This window comes from Bacillus sp. RO2 (assembly GCF_012911845.1).
Lineage (GTDB): Bacteria > Bacillota > Bacilli > Bacillales > Bacillaceae_I > Sutcliffiella_A.
Map to the genome: position 1 here is coordinate 1 of NZ_JAAXCU010000049.1, position 17,317 is coordinate 17,317.

A 17,317-nucleotide genomic window follows, 5' to 3' on the forward strand; every position below is an offset into this window, starting at 1 on the left:
TTCAATAAAGAACCAGGAGGTTCCTTATATTATCCGGTATTAGCTCCGGTTTCCCGAAGTTATCCCAGTCTTACAGGCAGGTTGCCCACGTGTTACTCACCCGTCCGCCGCTGACCTTTCAAAAGCAAGCTTTTAAAAGATCCGCTCGACTTGCATGTATTAGGCACGCCGCCAGCGTTCGTCCTGAGCCAGGATCAAACTCTCCAATAAAGAGTCTGAGCTTTTGCTCAAAATTTGCTAGCTTGTATTACTTAAATCATTTTGTCGTGTTCCGTAGAACCGACGTTATGACGCTGTTGTTTTGTTTAGTTTTCAAAGAACTCTTTTTCGTCGTTCTCTCGAAGCGACTTTATTATCTTACCACATACTCTAAATTGAAGTCAACAACTTTTTATAAGTTATTTTCAATTCATGTATGTAGTCGTTTGTGACAACGAAATATAATATACCATTTTTAATAAAGATAAGTCAACGAAAATATCAAAAAAAACCCTCTTTTTTTTTGGAGGGCGGTATTATTAGTATATTGGATGGAAGCAATCACTAAAAACACGTAATCTTTTCTTCTTATACGATATACTTCTGAATGATTACTAATGATATTACCCCTGGTATGCCTAATAAACCTGATACTGCAGCGGTAGCAGGATTAATTGGCACATGAATCCCCATAGAGTTTCCAAATGCATTTAAAAAGAATAAAAAGAGTGCACCAATCATTACCTTTATTAGCGCTTGACCTGCAAAGCGCAACGGTTTTATCGGTGTCCCCACCAATAGAACAAGCAGGATCAATCCGCAGATGACTCCTATTACTAGTAACGGTTCCATTATAACCCCTCCTCTTGCCAGCTTGTACTAAACTATATGAATGACAGTCTCAATTAAGAACTCGCTACTTAAATAAGAAATTTAAGAAGGCATAAAAAAAGCAGCTAAGGATTTCCCCAGCTACTTCTTTACCATACGAGTTCGGACTTCCCTTAAAAGGAAGAGGTATTTTGCTTCTGCTATCTTTAATTGACAGATGACTTCTTCTGAAGGATCGACGCTTTTATCTACCAAACTTTTTTGTTTGGCCCATCGATTCTTACAATCTTCCGTTGTTTCCATTAATTTGGCATCATACTGTTTTTTTAAGCGGTCTTTTTTTCGAAAAAACATAGGTGATGATAACCCCTTTGTCTGAGATCATAGATCGTCTTCTTTCATTTAACTAAACTTATATTTCTCTTCTACCTTCAAGGGCTTTTGATAACGTTACTTCATCTGCATATTCTAGATCTCCTCCAACAGGAAGTCCATGAGCAATACGGGTCATTTTTATCCCAGATGGTTTTAATAGCCTAGAAATATACATAGCTGTTGCTTCACCTTCTATATTGGGGTTGGTTGCAAGGATGAGTTCTTGGACTTCATCATCTTGCAATCGTTTAATAAGTTCAGGTATTTTGATATCCTCCGGACCGATTCCATCCATTGGAGATATTGCACCGTGAAGGACATGGTAGAGGCCGTTATAGTCCCGCATTTTTTCCATCGCAATTACATCTTTTGTTTCCTGTACCACACAGATAACAGTTCTGTCTCTTCTATTATCCTCACAAATATAGCAAGGATCCCTATCGGTGATATGTCCGCAAACCGAACAATAAAAAAGGTTTCTCTTTGCATTCACTAGTGCTTTTGCAAAGTCCAATACGGTATCTTCTTTCATGTTAAGTACGAAAAAAGCCAGACGAGCGGCCGTTTTCGGGCCGATACCTGGCAATTTCATAAAGCTGTCAATCAGCTTTGATATAGGCTCAGGATAATGCATAAAGGTCCTCCTAGAATAGTCCTGGCATGTTTAACCCTTTAGTGAATTGGCCCATTGTATCATTTGTCAGCTCATCCATTTTCTTAAGGGCATCGTTTGTAGCAGCTAGAACTAAGTCTTGTAGCATTTCGATATCTTCCGGGTCTACTACTTCTTCTTTGATATTTACTTCAATGATTTCTTTTTGGCCATTAACTACTACTGTGACCATTCCGCCGCCAGCTGTACCTTCCATTGTCTTTTCAGCTAATTCTTCCTGTGCTTTAGCCATATCCTTTTGCATCTTTTGCATTTGTTTCATCATTTTTTGCATGTTACCCATTCCGCCGCCACGCATCATAATAAATTCCTCCTAATATGGTTTTATAATTTATTCTTTAATTTCTACAAGATCAGGGCCGACAAGTTTCTTCGCTTCTTCAATGAATGGGTCATCTTGGGTTTCGCTGCCCTCTTCATCATTTTTTTGTCCGCGGATAAAGCCTTCTCGGATCTTCAGCCATTCTTCTTCTGGAACGGCCAGCATGTCATAAGATTTTCCGGTAAGGTCCAAAATGATTTGTTCAAGATTTTGCTTTACCGGTTCATCAGATGCCATCTTGCAATGTATCTCATATTTAAACTTTAACACAAAAGCACTGCTTGCTGCAGCTACAGGTTCACTGTCGGTCAATAATGCAGCATGGGAAACTTTATTTTGCTTACGGAGTGCCTCTAGCAACTGCGCCCAGCTGCCTTTGATGCTTTCCAAGTCTCCTCTTGTTGCCTGCTTCAGCACTTCCTGAATTCGACCTGTTGCTGGTTTGAAGCCATTTCTGGCACCGCCGCCACTTCTTGCAGGGGCCTTGCTTGGTGCATTCGCTTTTGCCGCTCCCCCTGCACTTCCTGCCGCAAGCTCTTTCACCTTGCTCTCCAGCATAGCAATCTTCTTTTGCAAAAGATTTACCTGGTCTTGATTCGCTGATTCCTTAGCCTGGACTTCAAGCTGACATAGCTTCACAATCGCTACTTCTAAGTAAATTCGCGGATGGTTCGTCCACTTCATTTCCTGTTGACTCTTATTCAAAATATCGATTGTCTCATAGATTGTTTCTGCAGGGATTTCTTCTGCAAACCGTTGAAAAGCTTCATCCACCTGTACTCTGTCCAAAATTTGTTCCAAATTTGGTGCCGTCTTATATAGGAGCATATCCCGGTAATAGAAAATGAGATCTTCCAGAAACCTTGCAGGATCTTTACCTGATTGGAAAACCTGGTTCAACGAATCTAGCGCCTGTGCCACGTTTTTATGATACAGGCCGTTTACGATATCTGTCATAAAGCTTTGTGAGACAGATCCTGTTATGGCCAGTGCATCTTGTACAGTTAGCGTACCACTACTGAAAGAGATGGCTTGGTCCATCAAACTGAGGGCATCACGCATCCCACCCTCTGCCGCTCGGGCAATGATAGCCAATGCTTGGGGCTCTGCTTCTATTTCTTGTGCTTGTAAAACAGTAGAAAGCCTTCCGACAATTGACTCCCCTGTTATCCTTTTGAAATCAAAGCGCTGACAACGCGAGATGATGGTCAGTGGAATCTTGTGAGGTTCGGTTGTAGCCAATATAAAGATTACGTGCTTTGGCGGTTCTTCTAACGTTTTTAGTAACGCATTAAACGCACCGATAGAAAGCATATGTACTTCATCAATAATATATACCTTATATTTTACAGAGCTTGGAGCATATTTGACTTTGTCGCGAATGTCTCGGATCTCGTCTACTCCATTATTGGAAGCTGCATCTATTTCAATGACATCAGAAATGGAACCGTCCGTTATTCCTTTACAGGCAGAACATTCGTTGCATGGTTCCGCAACTGGTGCATGTTCGCAGTTTACTGCTTTTGCTAGTATTTTGGCCGCACTTGTTTTTCCTGTTCCTCTTGGACCGGAGAACAAGTAGGCGTGAGAAAACTTTTGTTGAAGCAGGGCGTTTTGTAAGGTTTGGGTTATATGTTCTTGTCCCACGACATCTGCAAAGGTTTGTGGTCGAAAAACACGATATAAAGCTTGATATGCCACCAATATGCCCTCCTTCTTTTTTATCCTCTTCCATTATACCGTATGGGTTGTGGAAAATAAAATGTTTGTTCCATGTCTATCATTATTAATTGACTCTATAGAATGATCGTTTCTTTCCTCTGCAGACACTCGCTTTCCGCGGGGCTATGCTTGTGCCTCCTCGGCTTCGCCTGCGGGGTCTCCACCTAGCGCTATCTCCCTCAGGACAAGGAAGTCTTCGCCTTCCGCTCCAATCCACTAATCTGTTTAACATGTTAAACATGAAAAAACTCACCCCAGAAATTGGAGTGAGCTTGATTAGTATTATTAAACTGCCGTGCACCTTCTGTCGATTAGTCACCATAAGCGTTACTCAAGCAGTTAGCTCGACCCAGGCAACCCTGCGGCACATGAGAGAGTCCGCTTAATGCTGCTTCCTTCCGGACCTGACATGGTTCACGGGTTCCCATTGCGCAGGACCCAGGTGTCAACACCACTTACTTGAGGCAGACCCTACAGTCTACTAACCTCGAGAAGGGATTCAGCCTCGCTAGAGCGGATTGCGAGTTCAGGGCACCGCTACCTCCCCGCTTAGCACGACAAAATTAAAACCATAAGTTGGTTGCGTCATTAACTCGACGCATAATTTAGTATAACGGGTAAGTGAAAAAAATGCAACCGTCCGATACTGTAAATTATTAGGAGTTAGACTGCCGAAGTTGCTTCTTCTCTTTTTTCTGCTGACGAAGCTTCCTGAAAAAAGAGGACAGCAGTTCACCACATTCTTCTTCCATTATACCACTCACCACTTCTGTCTGGTGATTAAAGCGCTCATCTTGCAAGATATTCATCAGGGTCCCTGCACATCCCGCTTTTGGATCCTTGGCACCGTATACCACTTTTTTGATTCGTGATTGGATGATCGCTCCTGCACACATGGGACACGGTTCCAACGTTACATAAAGGATCGCTTCCTCTAACCGCCATGTTTGCAAGGCTTCACACGCTTGATCAATCACCATGATTTCTGCATGTGTAATCGATCTTTGGGTGGTTTCCCTGAGATTATACCCCTTTGCTATAACTTTTCCATCATGTACAAGAACGGCACCAATTGGAACCTCCTTAAGTGACTCCGCTTTTTTCGCCTCTTCTATCGCCAACATCATAAAATGTTCATCTTGCATTTTGGACCTTCCCCTTCTTTTCCTTGCATATTTATATTCTCCACCTCTTTTCCATAGACTAATCTCTACGAGGTGATTTTACTTAATGAAACAAACCGCTCTTTTAATTATTGATATAATCAACGACTTTCAATTTAAGCACGGAAGCATCTTGGCAGAAAAAACATCCAGGATCGTTCCTAATATTAAAGCAATCAAGGAATACATGCACAAGGAAGAACTACCGGTTATCTATATTAATGACCATTATAACTTATGGCAGGCTGATTACGATAAAATCATCGATAAATGCTCGAACAAATGGAGCGAACCGATCATGCAAGCATTGTATCCCAGTGGTGATGACTTTTTTCTCATCAAGCCGAAGCATTCCGCTTTCTATGGGACAGCATTGCATACCCTGCTCTCCCAACTTCATATAAAAAAACTGATTCTTACAGGACTCGCGGGGAATATATGTGTTCTTTTTACCGCAAATGACGCTTACATGCGGGAGTTTGAGCTAATAATACCGAGCGATGCCATCGCTTCTGCAGATGATGACGATCATAAGTACGCATTGCGCATGATGGAAAATGTGCTGAAGGCGGATGTAATTCCAACAACGAAGTTTCTCCACCAACAGTAGGTTGCTTGCATGAATCCTCCCACCCATTCATACATTGGTAAAGGATAATGAATAGGAGGGACGAACCATGCAAATTCATGTCGTAAGCCAAGGACAGACACTCACTGGGATTGCTCAGGCATACGCCACAACGCCACAGGATATTATTGAAGCGAACGATCTTCCCAACCCTGATAGGCTTGTTGTCGGTCAGTCACTGGTAATCCCCATTGTGGGGCGTTTTTATTTTGTTCAGCAAGGAGATACGATTTTTTCTATAGCAAGGAGGTACAATACCACACCTGAACAGTTGATTGAAATAAACCAATTGAATCCTGCCACCCCACTACGCGTAGGGCTGCGCCTTTATATTCCTCCACAACCAAAACGAGAAGCGGAGATCAACGCGTATGTCGAGCCCCGCGGAAACACAGTATCAGAAGAACTGCAACAAAGTTCACGTAATGCCGCTCCCTATTTAACCTATCTTGCCCCGTTTAGCTTTCAGGTGCTGAGGGACGGATCACTGAAGGAACCGCCGCTTACCAATCTGCCTGCCATTGCTGGAGAAGACAATGTCATCTTGATGATGGTGCTTACCAATTTAGAAGAGGACGGATTCAGTGACGAGCTTGGTCGCATCATCCTAACAGACATGCAAGTCCAAAACAAATTTCTGGATAATGTTGTTGCCACTGCTAAAAAATATAATTTTAAAGACATTCATTTTGACTTTGAGTATTTACGACCTGCAGATAAGGAAGCTTACAATACCTTTTTACGAAAAGCCAGGGATCGGTTTAAAAAAGAAGGCTGGCTTATCTCCACTGCCCTCGCCCCCAAAACAAAAGCCGATCAAAAAGGAAAGTGGTATGAGGCCCATGACTATAAAGCACATGGGGAAATTGTCGATTTTGTCGTCATTATGACGTATGAGTGGGGATATAGCGGAGGTCCACCAATGGCAGTCTCTCCAATTGGACCTGTTCGAGAAGTGCTGGAGTATGCCATCACGGAAATGCCAAGTGAAAAAATTATGATGGGCCAAAATCTCTATGGTTATGACTGGACACTTCCTTTCGTCCAAGGCGGAGAATTTGCGAAAGCGATAAGCCCACAAGCTGCTATAGAACTTGCTGCTAACAACAATGTTGCTATATCTTACGATGAAGAGGCACAGGCTCCCCACTTCAACTATACAAAGGAAGGCAAGGAACATGAGGTCTGGTTTGAAGATGCAAGATCCATACAGGCAAAATTTGACCTCATAAAAGAACTTAACTTACGAGGTATCAGCTATTGGAAACTAGGTCTACCTTTTCCACAAAACTGGCTTCTGATCACCGATAACTTCAACGTAGTAAAAAACCCAACCGAGCGTTACTATTACTACTACTAAGGACTGGGGTAATCCCCAGTCCTTATCTATCCTACCTCTCTCAAATTGTTCCTCCACAAGCCCCATATCTATGATAGAATAATTATTGTCTGTCAAAATATTGATGTAGTCACATGCTTATCAAAGGGGGCATCCTGGTGCAAGCAACACCATTTATAACAGTCGAAGGACCCATTGGTGTTGGAAAGACCTCACTTGCAAAAAAAATTGCAGAAGAGTTCCAATATCAATTATTAAAAGAAATAGTAGACGAAAATCCATTTCTGGGAAAATTCTACGAGAACATCGACGAGTGGAGTTTCCAAACAGAAATGTTTTTCCTATGTAATAGATACAAACAACTTGAAGACATTGATCAGCACCACCTAAAGCAACACAAACCGGTAGTGGCTGATTATCATATCTTGAAAAACCTTATTTTCGCTAAACGCACACTAAAGGACAAGCAGTACGATAAATACCTAAAAATATACGATATTTTAACGGAAGACATGCCAAAACCAAATGTCATCATTTATTTAAATGCAAGTCTGGACACGCTACTAACAAGAATTGAAAAGCGTGGCCGTGATATCGAAAAGAAAATAGATCCGCTATATCTTCAACAGCTTAGCCTGGACTATGATGAAGAAATGGATCGCCTTGAAGAACAATATCCTTCCTTACCAATCCTGCGCTTTAACGGAGACGAGGTTGACTTTGTACAACGAGATGAAGATCTACAGCGTATTTTTCAACAGTTGAAAGATACCTTGAATAAAGGAGTTAACGTATAATGAATTTACGTCAAAAATACGGCATTCCCTCTAACGCGGTCATTACGATTGCCGGAACAGTGGGAGTCGGTAAATCTACGATGACGAATGCTTTGGCAAACGCCCTTGGTTTTCGTACATCTTTTGAAAAAGTGGACACCAATCCATACCTAGATAAATTTTACGCTGATTTTGAGCGTTGGAGCTTTCATTTACAAATCTACTTTTTGGCTGAACGTTTTAAAGATCAGAAAAAAATCTTTGAATATGGCGGCGGCTTTATTCAAGACCGCTCTATCTATGAAGACACTGGCATCTTTGCCAATATGCATTACGAAAAGGGAACGATGACTCAGGTAGACTATGATACGTACACCAGCCTGTTTGAAGCGATGGTGATGACACCGTACTTCCCTCATCCTGACCTTTTAATTTATTTGGAAGGAAGCCTGGATGATATCCTTGGCCGCATTCAAGAACGCGGACGCCCAATGGAGCAGCAGACTCCCATTTCCTATTGGGAGGAAATGCATGAGCGCTACGAACGATGGATCAACAACTTCCACGCGTGCCCAGTATTGCGCCTGAACATCAACGAATACGACGTGCTAAGCAATGGTGATTCTATCGAACCAATCATCGAAAAGATCTCCCATCACATGAAACAATCACAGCTACTAAAAAAATAAATAAAACAACAAAAGACCGAGGCTATTTGCCCCGGTCTTTTTTGTAAACCCTAGTTGAATGGAAAACTCTGTTGATTGAAGTGGAAGGTGCGCAGACTCCCGCGGGAGGAAAGGACAGGGGAGACCCCCAGGCTTGCCGAAGCCACTGAAAAACTGATAACGTAAAATTTTTTATGTTTCCTAGCTGGTGATTGTAGCAAATGGCGAAGACTCCTGAGGGAATTAGCGCTAGGTGGAGAACCCGCAGGCGTAGCCGAGGAGGCTCCCCGACCGTCCGCGGGAAAGCGAAGCACCTGCAAAGAAAATCAACTGTTTATAACTTTCTTCAAAAAAAAATAAGCCACCCCAGACGGGCAGCTTACAGATTGCAAAAGATGACGTCGCTTCATCTCAGGCAATAAAAAAGTCGTTACTTCTCCATAATGTAACGAACATACTCCAGTTTATGCGCTATTGGTAAAAACCTTTTTTAAAAATCAATGGCGGAGGAAGAGGGATTCGAACCCCCGCGGGCTTTGACACCCCTGTCGGTTTTCAAGACCGATCCCTTCAGCCGGACTTGGGTATTCCTCCGTATCGACAAAAAGTAATATATCATATTTCTAAAAAGGATGTCAACACGATATAAGAGAAGGATAGAGATTTTTCACTCTATCCTTCCATTGTTCACTATTTAGTCAAAATTTCTTTGCCACCCATGTAAGGACGCAAAACTTCCGGAATTACAACAGAACCATCTTCCTGCTGATAATTTTCAATGATAGCTGCCACTGTACGTCCAATTGCAAGTCCAGAACCGTTCAATGTATGCACATGCTCTGGCTTACCTTTTGGATCGCGACGGAAACGGATGTTTGCACGGCGAGCTTGGAAGCTCTCAAAGTTACTGCAAGAAGAAATCTCACGGTATGTTTCCGCACTTGGAATCCATACTTCAATGTCATATTTCTTAGCTGCAGTGAATCCTAGATCTGCTGTACACATGCTCAACACACGGTATGGTAGTCCAAGCAACTGCAATACTTTCTCCGCATTACCTGTCAATTTTTCCAGCTCTTCATAAGATTCTTCCGGCTTTACAAATTTCACAAGCTCCACTTTATTGAATTGATGCTGACGAATCAATCCACGTGTATCACGACCAGCAGATCCTGCCTCAGAACGGAAGCAAGCACTGAATGCCGCATAATTAATCGGCAACTGTTCGCCACTTAAGATCTCTTCACGGTGCATGTTTGTAATTGGAACCTCTGCAGTCGGAACCAAGAAGTAGTCTTCTTTCTCAATCAAGAAAGCATCTTCTTCAAACTTAGGCAGCTGCCCTGTCCCGGTCATGCTCGCACGGTTTACCAAGTATGGCGGTAGCACTTCTGTATAACCATGTTCATCTACATGCAAGTCTAACATGAAGTTGAATAATGCTCTCTCAAGTCTCGCTCCTAAGCCACGGTAGAATACAAAACGGCTGCCAGTTACTTTACCTGCTCGTTCAAAATCTAAGATACCGAGCTCATCCGCGATATCCCAATGGGCTTTTGCTTCAAAGCCAAAGTTTGGAACCTCGCCCCATTTACGAACCTCGACATTATCGTCCTCTGTTTCCCCAACAGGAACACTTTCATGAGGGATATTAGGGATAGATAGTAGTAGTAGCTCAAGTGCTTCTTCCACTCCTCTTAATTCCTCATCCAATTCCTTTACACTGTCTCCTACTTCACGCATTTCCTTAATTAGGTGATCAGCATCCTGCTTTTCGCGTTTCATGGCAGCAATCTGCTGAGAAACTTCATTACGCTTGCTTTTCAATTGCTCCGTTTGAACAAGAAGATCCCTTCTTTTCGCATCCAACTCTTCAAAGCGGTCCAAATCAGACAAGTCTTCCCCTCTATGCTGAAGCTTACCCTTTATCTCCTCAAAATTCGCACGCAATAACTTTAAATCCAACATGTCTATTCCTCCTTTTTATTTTTCCTAAATAACAAATAAGTAGGGATATCCCCCTGGTGATCGTAGTGCAAGGTATGAGACTCCGGCGGGAGGAGCGCGGTAGGTTGAGACCCCGTAATGAAATGAGGAGGCTCAAGCACACGCCCTCTGGATAAGCGAATACCTGGAACGGAGATCAACAGGGAGTTCCGCAGAAATCCCGAGAACACAAAAAACCCCCGTCCCCTAAATAGGGACGAGAGTTTATATTCCCGTGTTGCCACCCTTGTTGAAAAAGACCAAACGCCTTCTCCCACTTCATTCGATAACGGTAATAATCTTACCGATTTGACTTACTATACCAATAATGGCAATTCGGCCAAGTGCTCAAGGATGGATTCGCAGATGTCATACATCGGTTCTCACCAACCACCGACTCTCTAAAAGTATGTGCCGCCTGCTACTTTTTCCTATCAACGCTTTAACAATATTTTCTTATTAGATAATCTACTACAAGTTTCTCAAACATGCAATAGATTTATACCTAGATTATTTGGCTTCTTTGACCATATTGACAAAATACTGTGTAATACGGTGGTCATCTGTCAATTCTGGATGGAACGAACAGCCTAAGAACTGCCCTTGACGAGCAGCCACGATACGGCCATTATGCTTACAAAGAACCTCAACATCTTCTCCCACTTCCACAATATGCGGAGCACGGATGAATACGCCGATGAAATCTTCTGCTATCCCTGCTATATCCAGTTCTGCTTCAAAACTGTCCACCTGGCGTCCAAATGAGTTACGCTCCACCTTAGCATCCATAAATGCCAAGTGTGGCTCATTATAGCCAACAATTTCTTTTGCGATCAAAATAAGACCGGCACATGTACCAAATACAGGCTTGCCGCTTGCACCAAATTCGCGCAACGGCTCCATGAATGAATACTTGTCAATCAGTCGGCGCATTGTCGTGCTTTCGCCGCCCGGTATGATTAAGCCGTCTATTTCAGAAAGCTGTTCTGCTTTTTTTACTATAACCGCTTCTGCTCCAGATGCCTCGATGGATCTAACATGTTCCCGAACTGCACCTTGAAGTCCTAAGACCCCAACTTTCACCATACGTTAAAACTCCTTTACTTACCAGCCACGCTCTTGCATGCGATTTTCAGGTAATAGTGTAGAAATTTCGATGCCTTTCATCGCTGTACCCAATCCTTTGGACAGGCTTGCAATTAGTTCATAATCTTGGTAATGAGTAGTCGCTTCCACGATAGCACGAGCAAATTTCGCAGGGTTTTCGGATTTGAAGATACCAGATCCAACAAATACTCCGTCAGAACCCAATTGCATCATCAACGCTGCATCAGCTGGAGTCGCAATTCCGCCTGCTGCGAAGTTTACTACTGGAAGTTTACCAGTACGCTTGATTTCAAGAAGTAACTCAAAAGGAGCTCCTAATAACTTTGCTTCTGTCATCAATTCATCTTCGTTCATTCCAACCACTTTGCGAACTTGTGCGTTCACTTTACGAATGTGACGAACCGCTTCCACGATGTTTCCTGTTCCTGGCTCACCTTTTGTACGAAGCATAGATGCTCCTTCACCAATGCGGCGTGCAGCTTCTCCAAGATCACGGCAACCACATACGAATGGTACTTTGTATTGACGCTTGTCCAAGTGATACTCCTCATCTGCTGGAGTCAATACTTCACTCTCATCGATGTAATCCACACCCATTGCTTCCAATACGCGAGCTTCTACGATATGGCCAATACGAGCTTTAGCCATTACCGGGATAGATACAGCTTTCATTACTTCTTCCACAATTGTTGGATCTGCCATACGGGCAACTCCACCAGCTGCACGGATATCAGCAGGAACACGTTCTAATGCCATTACAGCAACTGCACCAGCTTCTTCTGCAATTTTCGCCTGTTCAGCATTGACAACGTCCATGATAACGCCGCCTTTTTGCATTTCTGCCATTCCACGTTTTACACGATCTGTACCTGTTTGATGTGTCATCGATAAGTCCCCCTATATGTATAAAATAATTTTTTCATAAAATGGAGCAAGTCCATATAATTTACTAACACGCTCTTTATTTTACCTTAAATTTTAGAAAAATCCTAATAAAATATCGAAAGATTAACCTGCCACTATTTAGAAAGATTCGGTTTTTAAGAAACCTTTCTAATTGGTGTAGTATTTCCCTGTTCAACGAAATTACCCATAAGTCGTCTATACGGAAAATGCCTGAAAGTCCATCCTCTGTGAAGATGGACCTTCAAGCATTTTTCATTGATTCATTTAAAATAATCCTTTAACCGCTCCAGCTACTGTGGACCAAAGATCAGAGAAAAATCCGCCAACTGCACGTATGGATAATACAAACCAGTTTGCTTTTTCCACGCCTTCTTTTGTTACCAATTCTACTGTTGCACCTTCGTTTTCAAAAAGATAGCCATAATCTTGGCCGCCTTCTTGTGTCACTTTCATTACACCAACGCTATCTCCTTCTTTTACCGGAGCTGTTAATTCCCCTTCTTCGTTCAGGATCTTTTCGTTGATTTCAAATTGAGGTTTAAAGTTATCTTTATTACCATCTTTGACAAGTGTCTTAAATGGTTCTTTTGTATGAATTTCTACTTTGTCTTCTTTTCCTTTTGTTACAGGAAGGATGGACTCGCCTTCAATTTGATACTCGCCAGGAAACAATTCTTGTACAGAGTAACTACCGAATGCATGAGTCATTAATTTTTTTGTTTCAATAAAACGGGATATCTCTGTGGAGACACCTTCATCGTTTGTTGTATTCATTACGACAGATACTACTCTCATTCCATCTCTTTCCGCAGTACCGGTGAAGTTGAACCCAGCTGCATCTGTGGAACCTGTTTTCAATCCGTCAATACCTTCAAATTGTACCTTTAACTCTTCTGTGAACAACATCTTATTCCAGTTTGGCATATCAATTGCATCAGGTGTACCTTCTCTGAACACTTTGAATGGAATGCTTGCTGTTTCTAAGATCTCAGGATAATCGGTAAGTAGACGGTGTGCTAATCTTGCAGTATCCTTGGCTGAGAGAGTTGTTTCTGCATCTGCTGCAGTTCCCTCAGGGTACATAGGAACTCCACCTACTACTAAGTCTTCATTGTTTAATCCTGTAGAGTTAACAAAATTATAATTTTCTAATCCTATTTCTTCCGCTTTCGCATTCATCATTTCTACAAATTTCGTTTCCGAACCTGCAATAGCCTCAGCTAGTGCAATGGTTGCTCCGTTTGCAGAATAGATTGCCATTGCTTCATAAAGTTCTTTAATCGTATAAGGTTCTTGCTTTCTCATAGGGACATTGGATAGCTCTGGATACTTTTGAGATATCGATTGTGCGTAGTCACTTAGAATCACTTCTTTTGACCAATCCAATTTTCCATCTTCAATTGCTTCAAGAAGTAAGTATTCTGTCATCATCTTTGTCATACTTGCAACAGGAAGTGCTTCATCTACGTTTTTCTGATAGATAATTTTTCCTGTACTAAATTCTATTAATATAGCAGCTTTCGCATTTATATTCAGGAAATCATTTTCTTCTGCTTTAGCAGATTTACCAGGAAATATTGAAACCATAAGCGTAAGTACTAATAAACCGACGAACAATTGTTTAAAGCTTCTTTTCACCTTGTCTTACCTCCAGAATTTTTTCACATAGTCGTTATTTTATCACACTATGTCCAAAAAAAATAGACAGAGAAAGACTACTTCTTTCTCTGTCATTTTATAAGACTAAACTCCTATGACAACTTTCTTAAACGGAATAGTTAGGGGATTCTTTTGTGATTTGTACATCGTGCGGATGGCTTTCACGAAGCCCCGCTCCCGTCATTTTCACAAATTGTGCATTTTCTCTTAATGCTTGTAAGTCTTTTGTACCACAATACCCCATGCCGGAACGCAGGCCGCCCACCATTTGGTAAATAGTGTCTGCAACAGGGCCTTTATAGGCAATGCGCCCTTCAATTCCTTCTGGTACAAACTTTTTATTATCTTCTTGGAAATAGCGATCTTTACTTCCTTTTTCCATCGCTCCAACTGAACCCATGCCGCGGTACACTTTAAAGCGTCTGCCTTGGAAGATTTCTGTTTCTCCAGGACTTTCAGAAGTACCTCCCAACATACTTCCAAGCATAACAGCATGGCCACCAGCAGCAAGAGCTTTTACAATGTCACCAGAATACTTAATGCCGCCATCTGCAATGATGGAAACTCCTAGCTTACGTGCTTCTGTAGCGCAATCATACACTGCAGTGATTTGCGGTACACCGACACCGGCCACTACTCGAGTCGTACAAATGGAGCCCGGCCCGATACCTACCTTCACTACATTCGCTCCAGCTTCCACCAAATCTCGTGTAGCTTCTGCTGTTGCAACATTCCCAGCGATAATGTTTAAGTTTGGATATTTGTCTCTTATTTTTCTTACTGTATCAAGGACACCTTGAGAATGACCATGTGCTGTATCCACTACGATAGCATCCACGCTTTTTTGTACCAGCTTCTCAACTCGAAGCATGGTATCCCCTGTTACGCCCACTGCTGCACCAACTAAAAGACGCCCTTGGTTATCTTTAGCAGAGTGTGGGAACTCAATAACTTTCTCTATATCTTTAATGGTAATAAGCCCTTTTAATACTCCAGCTTCATCTACAAGAGGGAGCTTTTCAATTTTGTACTTTTGCAGGATACTCTCTGCTTCTTCTAAAGTTGTTCCTACAGAAGCTGTTACAAGGTTTTCTTTTGTCATGACATCTGAAATGGGAATTGAGAAATCTTGAATGAATCGCAGATCTCGGTTAGTCAGGATACCAACAAGTTTGAGCTCCTCGTTGTTATTGACGATTGGAACACCGGAGATTCTGTATTTTCCCATTAAGTGCTCCGCATCAAACACTTGATGCTCAGGTGTTAAGAAGAACGGATCAGTAATAACGCCACGTTCAGAACGCTTCACTTTATCCACTTGTTCCGCTTGCTGTTCTATGGACATGTTCTTATGAATAATTCCTAAGCCTCCTTGACGAGCCATCGCAATCGCCATCTCTGCTTCAGTCACTGTATCCATCCCTGCACTGATAATCGGAATGTTTAGTTGCAATGTTTCCGTCAACTTTACTTTCAAATCTACATCCCTTGGTAAAACCTCAGACTTGGATGGAACCAAAAGAACATCATCAAATGTTAAGCCTTCTTTAGCAAATTTATTTTCCCACATGACAAAATTTTCCCCCTTCTTAAACTCGATAATATTTATAGTAGAGTATCAACTGGACAAAATACTGTCAAGGACGGTAACATAAGTTTATTTTTTCTAATTATTCTAACTATACTATTTATTATGAGGACGTGGATTCTTTGACTGCTCCATACTTACACTTATTTTACCCATTTCAATCAGTTGAGACCGCCCAGAAACTACTCAAGGCCTGTTACCAAAAACAACAAATAGATCAATTCGAACAAAAAAGCTACAACAATGCATATAGTTTTATTTACTATGTGGAGCATGGATTGACATATCTACAGCAATCCAGCAATACTCCTACGTCAATTAAACCTGTTCTCATGTTTTATGGGATGGTTCAACTAATCAAGGCCTGTTTATTAACTGTCGATCCTTGCTATCCAGAATCCACATCTGTTTTAGCACATGGTGTTTCCACTAGAAAACGTAAAAAACAAAGCTATGAATTTTTACAAGATGAAGTAAAAGTCCAGAAAAACGGACTCTTTTCACACTTTAGCGACAAAATGTTCCATGTGAAACAAATAGAAGGAACAAAGTATTCCATGAGAGATTTACTGTTCTCTATTCCCGAACTTGAAACAAGCATAAAAATTACCAAAAATAAATCCCCATTTTTAGCAGTTGGAAAGGTGGGGGATACATTCATTCAGGTGCCGCAGTCCATTTTAGATGATTATAAAATGACCAAAGACCGCTTCATACAGCATTTTCAAAAACAGACTTCCTTTGTGTATAACACCATGAAAGAAGAAGCTTTTCATTTTAATGAAATCAAACAACCTAGATCATGTCATTACTCACCTTTGTTGTACAACCATGAAAAAAGCACCCTGTACATTCCAAGAAAAAAAGAACAGTTAGCCTTTTTTCCAGAAATACTTTCCCACTACCTGCTTCTATATAATTTAAGCATGATCTGCCGGTATGAAACAGAATGGTGGGGTGAGCTACTGCATACTTTTAATAGCAGTGATTTATCTCTCATTAATCACTTTCTTAATGTTGCGGCGGTGAAAATTCCTTTTTACTTGCATGGGTATTTGTTGAGTACGTTTGGGATTGATTGTGAGGCTTAGGGGCATAGGGGGTATTGGGGGTATTGCTTGTTCCTTAGATAGGAATGTTGATGCCTTTTATGACAGAGTGCGGCCGGGTATTTATGTTAGAGGTCTTTAAAGTTAGCTATAAAGACCTCTGTGATGGGGAATCTTGCGTTAGATGGTCTTTATAGAGGGGGTCAAGACCTCTTGGTTAGGAATTTCTGTTTCTGAAGGGCCCATCCAACTTATGGTCTATGGGGTGCAACTCACTTATCGAATTTGCATTTGCTAAACGGTGACAAAGTTAGCTCCGTTTCTTGTTTTTTGGCACAGTTCTCGCTCTACAATGACAGTACTACCTTTTCCTCCGCTGTTTTGGAATCGTTCTGCCTCTGCGATGACAAAACCACCTTCTTCTCCCCTGTTTTGGCACCGTTCTGCCTCTGCAATGACAAAACTACCTTCTTCTCCCCTGTTTTGGCATCGTTCCGCCTCTACAATGCCAAAACCTCCCCTTTCCAAAGAATTTTGTCATTGTTT

17 protein-coding genes, 1 tRNA gene, 1 rRNA gene, 1 other RNA gene and 1 other annotated feature are annotated in these 17,317 nt (G+C 41.8%); of the genes, 5 read left to right on the plus strand and 15 right to left on the minus strand.

Annotation, left to right across the window (positions count from 1 at the left end; genetic code table 11):
* From HF078_RS16825 to tadA, 8 genes are all read right to left on the minus strand, one after another.
* A 16S ribosomal RNA gene (locus tag HF078_RS16825) occupies positions 1-210 on the minus strand; the annotation flags it as partial.
* 357 nt (positions 211-567) lie between these two features.
* A complete protein-coding gene (locus HF078_RS16830) occupies positions 568-831 on the minus strand; it encodes a pro-sigmaK processing inhibitor BofA family protein (RefSeq protein ID WP_168865361.1) in 264 nt (87 codons plus the stop codon).
* Positions 832-951: 120 nt separating this feature from the next.
* Positions 952-1,164: a YaaL family protein gene (locus HF078_RS16835; protein ID WP_060667154.1), complete on the minus strand. Its 213-nt coding sequence runs from the start codon at positions 1,162-1,164 to the stop codon at positions 952-954.
* Between the two features lie 58 nt (positions 1,165-1,222).
* Complete coding sequence (recR, locus tag HF078_RS16840; protein WP_169292207.1) at positions 1,223-1,819, minus strand: recombination mediator RecR; 597 nt, start codon at positions 1,817-1,819, stop codon at positions 1,223-1,225.
* Between the two features lie 10 nt (positions 1,820-1,829).
* Positions 1,830-2,156, minus strand: coding sequence for a YbaB/EbfC family nucleoid-associated protein (locus HF078_RS16845; RefSeq protein ID WP_148990353.1), 327 nt, complete (start codon positions 2,154-2,156; stop codon positions 1,830-1,832).
* Positions 2,157-2,189: 33 nt separating this feature from the next.
* Positions 2,190-3,881, minus strand: coding sequence for a DNA polymerase III subunit gamma/tau (dnaX, locus tag HF078_RS16850; RefSeq protein ID WP_169292208.1), 1,692 nt, complete (start codon positions 3,879-3,881; stop codon positions 2,190-2,192).
* A gap of 314 nt (positions 3,882-4,195) precedes the next feature.
* Positions 4,196-4,460, minus strand: an RNA gene (gene ffs / locus HF078_RS16855) — signal recognition particle sRNA large type.
* Between the two features lie 98 nt (positions 4,461-4,558).
* Positions 4,559-5,047 (minus strand): tRNA adenosine(34) deaminase TadA, encoded by a 489-nt coding sequence (gene tadA / locus HF078_RS16860; protein WP_169292209.1) that lies wholly within the window; start codon positions 5,045-5,047, stop codon positions 4,559-4,561.
* Positions 5,048-5,132: 85 nt separating this feature from the next.
* Here tadA and HF078_RS16865 point away from each other — a divergent pair, with 85 nt between their 5' ends.
* The 4 genes from HF078_RS16865 to HF078_RS16880 all read left to right on the plus strand — a co-directional run bounded on the left by HF078_RS16865 (position 5,133) and on the right by HF078_RS16880 (position 8,497).
* Positions 5,133-5,675 carry a cysteine hydrolase family protein gene (locus tag HF078_RS16865; protein ID WP_169292210.1) on the plus strand — a complete coding sequence of 181 codons (543 nt, stop codon included), beginning with the start codon at positions 5,133-5,135 and terminating at the stop codon, positions 5,673-5,675.
* 67 nt (positions 5,676-5,742) lie between these two features.
* A complete protein-coding gene (locus tag HF078_RS16870) occupies positions 5,743-7,053 on the plus strand; it encodes a glycoside hydrolase family 18 protein (RefSeq protein ID WP_169292211.1) in 1,311 nt (436 codons plus the stop codon).
* 137 nt (positions 7,054-7,190) lie between these two features.
* The gene (locus HF078_RS16875; protein WP_148990342.1) at positions 7,191-7,829 is read left to right on the plus strand and encodes a deoxynucleoside kinase; all 639 of its coding nucleotides are present in this window, start codon (positions 7,191-7,193) and stop codon (positions 7,827-7,829) included.
* On the plus strand, positions 7,829-8,497 hold the full coding sequence (locus tag HF078_RS16880; protein WP_060667146.1) for a deoxynucleoside kinase: 669 nt from the start codon (positions 7,829-7,831) through the stop codon (positions 8,495-8,497). Before HF078_RS16875 ends, HF078_RS16880 begins: the two co-directional genes overlap by 1 nt.
* A gap of 480 nt (positions 8,498-8,977) precedes the next feature.
* Here HF078_RS16880 and HF078_RS16885 read toward each other — a convergent pair.
* The 6 genes from HF078_RS16885 to guaB all read right to left on the minus strand — a co-directional run bounded on the left by HF078_RS16885 (position 8,978) and on the right by guaB (position 15,704).
* Positions 8,978-9,070, minus strand: a tRNA-Ser gene (locus HF078_RS16885).
* Between the two features lie 96 nt (positions 9,071-9,166).
* Entirely contained in the window at positions 9,167-10,444 is a 1,278-nt protein-coding gene (serS, locus tag HF078_RS16890; protein ID WP_169292212.1) for a serine--tRNA ligase, read from the minus strand.
* A 228-nt stretch (positions 10,445-10,672) separates the two neighbouring features.
* Positions 10,673-10,909 (minus strand) — a binding site (T-box leader).
* Between the two features lie 63 nt (positions 10,910-10,972).
* On the minus strand, positions 10,973-11,548 hold the full coding sequence (gene pdxT / locus HF078_RS16895; RefSeq protein WP_169292213.1) for a pyridoxal 5'-phosphate synthase glutaminase subunit PdxT: 576 nt from the start codon (positions 11,546-11,548) through the stop codon (positions 10,973-10,975).
* An 18-nt stretch (positions 11,549-11,566) separates the two neighbouring features.
* Positions 11,567-12,454: a pyridoxal 5'-phosphate synthase lyase subunit PdxS gene (gene pdxS / locus HF078_RS16900; protein WP_010191323.1), complete on the minus strand. Its 888-nt coding sequence runs from the start codon at positions 12,452-12,454 to the stop codon at positions 11,567-11,569.
* A 285-nt stretch (positions 12,455-12,739) separates the two neighbouring features.
* Positions 12,740-14,113: a serine hydrolase gene (locus HF078_RS16905; RefSeq protein ID WP_169292214.1), complete on the minus strand. Its 1,374-nt coding sequence runs from the start codon at positions 14,111-14,113 to the stop codon at positions 12,740-12,742.
* A 127-nt stretch (positions 14,114-14,240) separates the two neighbouring features.
* Positions 14,241-15,704 carry an IMP dehydrogenase gene (gene guaB, locus HF078_RS16910; protein ID WP_168865350.1) on the minus strand — a complete coding sequence of 488 codons (1,464 nt, stop codon included), beginning with the start codon at positions 15,702-15,704 and terminating at the stop codon, positions 14,241-14,243.
* Positions 15,705-15,844: 140 nt separating this feature from the next.
* Here guaB and HF078_RS16915 point away from each other — a divergent pair, with 140 nt between their 5' ends.
* Positions 15,845-16,813, plus strand: a complete 969-nt coding sequence (locus HF078_RS16915; RefSeq protein ID WP_169292215.1) for a YaaC family protein — start codon at positions 15,845-15,847, stop codon at positions 16,811-16,813.
* A 252-nt stretch (positions 16,814-17,065) separates the two neighbouring features.
* On the opposite strand, the gene HF078_RS16920 is transcribed toward HF078_RS16915, so the two are convergent.
* Positions 17,066-17,299, minus strand: a complete 234-nt coding sequence (locus HF078_RS16920; protein WP_169292216.1) for a hypothetical protein — start codon at positions 17,297-17,299, stop codon at positions 17,066-17,068.
* Positions 17,300-17,317: the final 18 nt, after the last annotated feature.

Excerpts from the sequence above, each read along its gene's own strand:
- HF078_RS16835 (WP_060667154.1), bottom strand. The coding sequence starts at position 1,164 with ATGTTTTTTCGAAAAAAAGACCGCTTAAAAAAACAGTATGATGCCAAA.
- serS (WP_169292212.1), bottom strand. The coding sequence starts at position 10,444 with ATGTTGGATTTAAAGTTATTGCGTGCGAATTTTGAGGAGATAAAGGGT.
- HF078_RS16830 (WP_168865361.1), bottom strand. The coding sequence starts at position 831 with ATGGAACCGTTACTAGTAATAGGAGTCATCTGCGGATTGATCCTGCTT.
- HF078_RS16865 (WP_169292210.1), top strand. The coding sequence starts at position 5,133 with ATGAAACAAACCGCTCTTTTAATTATTGATATAATCAACGACTTTCAA.
- HF078_RS16845 (WP_148990353.1), bottom strand. The coding sequence starts at position 2,156 with ATGCGTGGCGGCGGAATGGGTAACATGCAAAAAATGATGAAACAAATG.
- HF078_RS16880 (WP_060667146.1), top strand. The coding sequence starts at position 7,829 with ATGAATTTACGTCAAAAATACGGCATTCCCTCTAACGCGGTCATTACG.
- recR (WP_169292207.1), bottom strand. The coding sequence starts at position 1,819 with ATGCATTATCCTGAGCCTATATCAAAGCTGATTGACAGCTTTATGAAA.
- tadA (WP_169292209.1), bottom strand. The coding sequence starts at position 5,047 with ATGCAAGATGAACATTTTATGATGTTGGCGATAGAAGAGGCGAAAAAA.
- HF078_RS16870 (WP_169292211.1), top strand. The coding sequence starts at position 5,743 with ATGCAAATTCATGTCGTAAGCCAAGGACAGACACTCACTGGGATTGCT.
- guaB (WP_168865350.1), bottom strand. The coding sequence starts at position 15,704 with ATGTGGGAAAATAAATTTGCTAAAGAAGGCTTAACATTTGATGATGTT.
- pdxS (WP_010191323.1), bottom strand. The coding sequence starts at position 12,454 with ATGACACATCAAACAGGTACAGATCGTGTAAAACGTGGAATGGCAGAA.
- pdxT (WP_169292213.1), bottom strand. The coding sequence starts at position 11,548 with ATGGTGAAAGTTGGGGTCTTAGGACTTCAAGGTGCAGTTCGGGAACAT.